This is a genomic window from Acidovorax sp. KPB24-03, from assembly GCF_057546605.1.
Genome location: NZ_BAAJYR010000389.1, coordinates 1 through 3,272, shown reverse-complemented (window position 1 = coordinate 3,272; position 3,272 = coordinate 1). Strand labels below are relative to the sequence as shown.

The 3,272-nt window shown below is 67.7% G+C and carries 3 protein-coding genes; all 3 read right to left on the bottom strand.

The annotated features are described in order from the left end of the window. Nucleotides 1–115: 115 nt before the first annotated feature. The gene (locus AC27KI_RS21430) at nucleotides 116–1,741 is read right to left on the bottom strand and encodes a methyl-accepting chemotaxis protein (RefSeq protein ID WP_487115726.1); all 1,626 of its coding nucleotides are present in this window, start codon (nucleotides 1,739–1,741) and stop codon (nucleotides 116–118) included. 336 nt (nucleotides 1,742–2,077) lie between these two features. Continuing rightward, nucleotides 2,078–2,281, bottom strand: a complete 204-nt coding sequence (locus AC27KI_RS21425; protein WP_487115728.1) for a transposase — start codon at nucleotides 2,279–2,281, stop codon at nucleotides 2,078–2,080. A 125-nt stretch (nucleotides 2,282–2,406) separates the two neighbouring features. Next, nucleotides 2,407–3,272, bottom strand: an 866-nt coding sequence (locus AC27KI_RS21420; RefSeq protein ID WP_487115724.1) for an AI-2E family transporter, incomplete at its 5' end; no start/stop codon positions are given.

Here is a 3,272-nt window from a genome sequence, read left to right as displayed (position 1 = left end):
TGAAAAGAGGCTGATGCCCTAGATTTATATGTGCTGAGTGCTATTAAAAAAAATAGCAAATAACGTTTTTTGGACACCCTGGTGTGGGCCGGTGCCACCGTATCGAGCGCTGGCGTCAGTTCAACCGCCGACGGGCCGGCCCCGGCCGACGCAGCGCAGCCTGCCCCGTGCCTTGCCCTGAACCTTCCGAGCCTTCCGCGGCCCGGTGCAGGTGAAAGGCCGCTACCACCTGCTTGAGTTCGTTGGCCTGCTGCTGCAGCGAGGCGGCAGCGGCGGTGGCCTGCTCGACGAGCGCGGCGTTTTGCTGCGTGCCCTGGTCCATTTGCGAGATGGCTTCGTTGATCTGCTCGATGCCATCGGTCTGCTCGCGGCTGGCCTGGCTGATGTCTTCGATCACGGCGGACACGCGCAGCACGCTGTCCACAAGGTTCTGCATGGTCGTGCCGGCCTCTTGCGCCAGTTGGGTGCCGGCCTTCACCTGCTCGGCGGAGTGGCTGATCAGCGCCTTGATCTCCTTGGCCGCCTCGGACGAGCGCTGCGCCAGGCTGCGCACTTCGGTGGCCACCACCGCGAAGCCACGCCCTTGTTCGCCGGCTCGCGCCGCCTCGACCGCTGCGTTCAGGGCGAGGATGTTGGTCTGGAACGCGATGCCTTCGATGACCCCGGTGATTTCGGACACCTTGCGCGACGACGCATCGATGGAGCCCATGGTCTGCACCACCTTGTCCACCACCGTGCCGCCCTGGCGCGCCACGTCGGACGCCGATTGCGCCAGCACGCTGGCCTGCCGGGCGTTGTCCGCGTTCTGCTTCACGTTGGAGGTCATCTCCTCCATGGAGGCGGCGGTCTGCTCCAGCGCGCTGGCCTGCGATTCGGTGCGGGCCGACAGGTCGTGGTTGCCGGCGGCGATCTGCTGCGAGGCGCCCGCGATGTGCTCGGTGCCGTCGCGCACGCGCTGCACGATGCGGTGCAGGCTATCGCGCATGGCCTGCATGTCCAGCAGCAGGCTGGAGTGGTCGCCCTGGCGCGTGTCCACCGCCACCGACAGATCGCCCTCCGAAATGCTGCGGGCAATGGTGCGTGCGTACCCGGGCTCGCCGCCCAATTGGCGCAGCAGGTTGCGCGATATCAAGGTGCCTATCACCAGCAGCGCAGCCCCCAGCAGCGCCGCCACCAAGCCGAACCCCAGGGCGCGTTGCCAGATGGCGGCGTTCACCGTGTCGATGTACACGCCCGATCCGATCACCCAGCCCCAGGGCGCGAAACCCTTGACGTACGACGTCTTCTCGACCGGCGCTTCGCTGCCGGGCTTGGGCCACAGGTAAGGCACGAAGCCTGCGCCACTGGCCTGTACGGTGCGCACGAATTCCATGAACAGCGGCTTGCCGTTGGGGTCCTTGTTGTCGGTCAGGTCCTTGCCGTTCAACTCGGGGCGCACCGGGTGCATCACCATGCGCGGGTGCATGTCATTGATCCAGACGTATTCGTTGCCGCTGTAGCGCAGTGCCTGGATGGCAGCGGCCGCGCGCTTGCGGGCCTCGTCGTCGGAGAGTCCGCCCTGGGTGCTCAGGTCATGGAAGTGCGTAGCGATGCCGTGCGCCGCCTCGACCACCTGGCGCACGCCGGTCTGGCGCTCTTGCAGGATGAGCTGTCGCTCGGAGATCAGGAACCACGCCGTCATCACCGCGATGCCGAGAATGGCGCTCAGCAGGAGGAGAGCCAGTTTTCTTGCGATGGTCATGGGAACCCTTTGAGGCAAGCGATTGGGGCCGTGGGACGCTGCACGCCGTCCCACGGGCTGCGTGGCGCGCCGGACAAGCGTAATGCTGGAGTGGAAGGCGCTGGCTCGGCACAAACCCGTGGGGCGGTTTTGTGACATGGGCTTTGCGCGTGGGGGGGCGGGCCGCGATGGAGGCGCGGGTGGAAGGGCGGGGCTCCGCTGCCAGGCGCAAGTCCGCGCTGCCTGGAAGATCTGCCTGAACGCGCGGCCTGGCGCGTGTCCGAGGCCATGTGGGCCTTGCTGCCGCGCTCGACTGCACGTGCTCCCATCCGCTGGGCGGGCCTTGGCGACCCTGCGCTACGCGAATGATGGAGCGCAGGTCGAGACCATCGCCTCGAAGCAACCCGCGTCCAACCAGCGCCGGCGTGCTGATAGACCACTTCCCAGGGCGGCGGGACCATGGGGCTGCATCTGCCAGGGCGGTCCCGCGCGTAACAGCCAGCGCAGGGCAATGAAGACTTCCCGCAGATCGTGCTCTCGCTGGGAAGCGTGCCGGTCCATCAGGGGCAGATAGGGCGCCGCGAAGCTCCATTCTTCATCGCTGGCGTCCGTTGGGTACGGCTCGCGGGGCATCCGCAAACGCTACTCACGGCTTTGCTCTCACTGAGAAAAGTGCGTGACACGCACTAGACGAGCTGCGCTGCCTGCAGTTCCTTCTTGAGGTACGCGTAGAACAGCGGCGCTGCCACCAGCCCGGCGGGGCCGAACACCGCCTCGGCCACGAACATCACCGCCAGCAGCTCCCACACGCCCATGTGGGTGCGTTGGCCGACCACCTTGGCGTTGATGACGTATTCGGCCTTGTGGATCAGGATCAGGAACGCCAGGCAGGCGATGGCCGCGGCAGGCGACACCGACAGCCCCACGATGGTGATGACCGCGTTGCACAGCAGGTTGCCGACGATCGGCACCAGCCCCGCCAGGAAGGTGAGCGTGATCAGCGCGGGCGTGTAGGGCAGCTGCAGGTCCCACAGCGGCAGCACGCCCAGCAGGAAGATCGCCGTCAGCAGCGTGTTGAACGCCGCGATCCAGAACTGCGCCGCCACGATCTGGCGGAAGGCCTCGCCGAACCAGGTGATGCGCGCCGAGAGCGCCTCGGCCAGCGGTCCGCGGGCCCCGTCCAGCGTGCGCACGGCGGCCAGGGCCCCGATCAGCAGGCCCACGTAGGCATGCAGCAGGCCGCTGAGCCACGCGCGGCCGGCCATGGCCAGCGCGCCCGCCTTGGCGCCCAGGTAGCCGGCGATGGTGCGCTGGATCTCCACCGCGCCCTCGGGCAGGTGCGAGGCGATGTCGGGCGGCAGCTTCAGGCGCAGCTCCAGCACGGTGCGGGCCAGAAAGTCGAGCAGTTCGCGGTACTGCTGCGGCGCCTCGACGATGTAGCTGCGCGAATGCGAGGCCGCCAGCACGATGAGCGACAGCGGCGCCAGCATGACCACGGCCGCCGCGATCACCTGGCCTGCCGTGGCGCCGCTGCCGGACGGGGCGGTGCACG

Bases quoted from the DNA above. Each gene is read 5' to 3' on its own strand.
- AC27KI_RS21430 (WP_487115726.1), bottom strand. From the start codon at position 1,741: ATGACCATCGCAAGAAAACTGGCTCTCCTCCTGCTGAGCGCCATTCTC.
- AC27KI_RS21425 (WP_487115728.1), bottom strand. From the start codon at position 2,281: ATGGACCGGCACGCTTCCCAGCGAGAGCACGATCTGCGGGAAGTCTTC.